The sequence below is a fragment of the Synechococcus sp. R6-10 genome (assembly GCF_047461815.1).
Taxonomy (GTDB): Bacteria; Cyanobacteriota; Cyanobacteriia; order Thermostichales; family Thermostichaceae; genus Thermostichus.
Genome location: NZ_JANSHW010000139.1, coordinates 1 through 2,473 on the forward strand (window position 1 = coordinate 1; position 2,473 = coordinate 2,473).

The window sequence follows — 2,473 nt, forward strand, 5'->3', positions numbered from 1 at the left end:
GGACGGGATCCCCCCTGAGCCATCAGACCCTGCTGATCTGCGCCGAACAAGGGTTGGGGGACACGATTCAGTTTGTGCGCTACTTGCCGCTGCTGGCCGAGGCCCATCCCCAAGCGCAAATCTGCCTTCGCTGCCAGGAATCCCTCGTGGAGCTGTTCAGAGGGTGCCTGCCCCAGGTGCAGGTGATCTCGGAAACGGATCCCTTGCCCTCTTTTGATTGCCATCTGCCTTTGCTCAGCTTGCCACAGCGGTTGGGCACCACCCTGGAGACGATCCCGGCCCGCATCCCCTATCTTGTCTATCCCGTTCGCGCAAGTGGGCCGCAGACCTCTTCGAGCCTCTCCTGGCGGGAAGACTGGCCGGAGCTTTCCCAGGAGCGGATGAAGGTGGGGCTGGTGTGGGCCAGCGGTCGGCGTGCCCACCCTGATCTCAACCGCGTGCAAAGGCTGAAAAGTTGCCCTCTGAATCTGTTGCTCCAACACTTGCATGGGCCTTCCATCCAGTGGGTTAGCCTGCAGGTGGGGGAAGATCTAAGGCCGCTGGGATCCCTATTGGAGCAGCACCAAGTGTTGGAGCTGGGATCCCGTTTCCGCAGTTTTGTCGATACAGCCGCAGCCGTTGCCCAGTTGGATCTGGTGATCAGCGTTGATACAGCCGTTGCTCATTTGGCCGGGGCGATGGGCAAGCCGGTATGGGTGCTGCTCCCCTTTGCCGCCGATTGGCGCTGGCTGCTCCATCGAGAAGATAGCCCCTGGTACCCCGGGGTAATGCGACTGTTTCGACAAGACACACCGGGAGACTGGGTTGGCGTGTTGAGGCGGGTGCAGGCCGCTCTTGAAGAGAGGTTGCGAGGGATCCCCTCTCAAGACCGTGCCTGTTCCTCCCCCTGAATGATGCGCTGAAATAGATAGCCGGTGCCTCGGGCCGTCAGGATCAGCTCTGGGTTGCTGGGGTCATCTTCCAGCTTGGCCCGCAGCCGCGAGATGTGGACATCCACCACCCGCGTATCCACATGGCGCTCCGGGGTATAGCCCCACACCTCTTGCAAAATCTCGGAGCGGGAAAAAGGCTCCCCCGACCGACTGACCAACAACTCCAGCAGACTAAACTCCATCCCCGTCAGGCGAATGCGCTCGTCCCGTTTGTAGACCTGCCGCTTGTTGGTATCGATGCGAATATCCCCCACTTGAATCACCCCGGAACTGGGGATCCCATCGTGGGCCGACCGCGCCACCCGGCGCAACACCGACCGAATGCGAGCTTCCAGCTCCTTGGGCGAAAAGGGCTTGACCACATAGTCGTCTGCCCCCAGCTCCAGCCCTGTGATACGGTCGGCCACATCGCCCAGCGCCGTCAGCATGATGATGGGGATGTCCGATTCTTTGCGCAGCTCCTGGCAAACCCCATAGCCATCCAGCTTCGGCATCATCACATCCAGCACCACCAGGTCGGGATCCTGCTTGTGGAAAACCTCCAGCGCCTCCTCGCCGTCCGAAGCTGTGACCACGTCGTATCCGATCATGGACAGACGGGTTTCCAAGATGCGTCGAATGCTGGCCTCATCATCGACCACCAGAATCCGTTCCTTACGCTGTGCTTCCACGGTGCTGCAACTCCTGAACTTCTAACGGTACTCGGTAAAAGAGAAATCTGAAAAAGAACTGAGGTGGGCGCTAACTTGAGTTGGGCGGATACAGGAACCTCAGGGGCTGCTCCTCAGTTGGGCAGACTCACCGAGTGAAATTGAACACTCACAAGCAATCATCTGCAATTAACCAAAGCCGCACCCCAGGGATGCAGCTCCGGGAAACAAGCACAAAACAGAAGGCCCTCTCAGCAGTCGATTCAATCTTGTTAAAAGCTCCAACTTCAATCCCACCTGATGATGCTGTCCAGTACCTGGTGCAAGGCACTCCTCCCCCCAAACCATTGCTCAAACCTGAGAGGCCTTCGTAAGAAGTTACTTTCCATAACCTAATTTATCATCCAAAATCGGCTGCCAACCCGCCTCGATGCTCTATTTTGCGGCTATTGGGCCGGACTTGATACATACCTTCACAACTTTTTCAGACCGATGCCCATTTTTCGGGATGTCCCTCAGGAAAAGCTGGGGATCCCTGGCCGTTTGCGGTGGGAACAGCGTAGCAACTGGCCAATAGCTCGGCGGAACGGATTTCTCGATCTGTATGATGCTCCAAAACACGCCGCAACAGACGTTCTGCCTCCAGCCAAGCAGCCAAAGGCAGGGAATCCTCAGGCAGAGGCAATGTCGAGTTGGGCAGGGATCCCAAGGCACGCAAGGCAGAAGCGGAGACCCAGGCAATTGGGCTGGGCCGCTGGGCCACCCGGCAGGGATCACAGATCAAGCCACCCCATTGGGGGCTGAAAAAAACGCTGCCGACCAACCCCCCTTGACAGAAGTAGCAGGCTTGTACCTGAGGGGCGAACCCCGCCAACGCCAGGAGGTGGTACA

The 2,473-nt window shown here is 58.5% G+C and carries 2 protein-coding genes and 1 pseudogene; 1 reads left to right on the top strand and 2 read right to left on the bottom strand.

What is annotated here, in order from left to right; translation table 11 throughout:
- Nucleotides 1–890, top strand: a pseudogene (locus tag NW837_RS04510) (hypothetical protein); the annotation flags it as partial.
- Here NW837_RS04510 and rpaB read toward each other — a convergent pair.
- Nucleotides 863–1,603: a response regulator transcription factor RpaB gene (gene rpaB / locus NW837_RS04515; protein ID WP_414329445.1), complete on the bottom strand. Its 741-nt coding sequence runs from the start codon at nt 1,601–1,603 to the stop codon at nt 863–865. The pseudogene NW837_RS04510 and the gene rpaB overlap by 28 nt on opposite strands.
- Nucleotides 1,604–2,066: 463 nt before the next feature.
- Nucleotides 2,067–2,473, bottom strand: a 407-nt coding sequence (gene recO, locus NW837_RS04520; protein WP_414329446.1) for a DNA repair protein RecO, incomplete at its 5' end; no start/stop codon positions are given.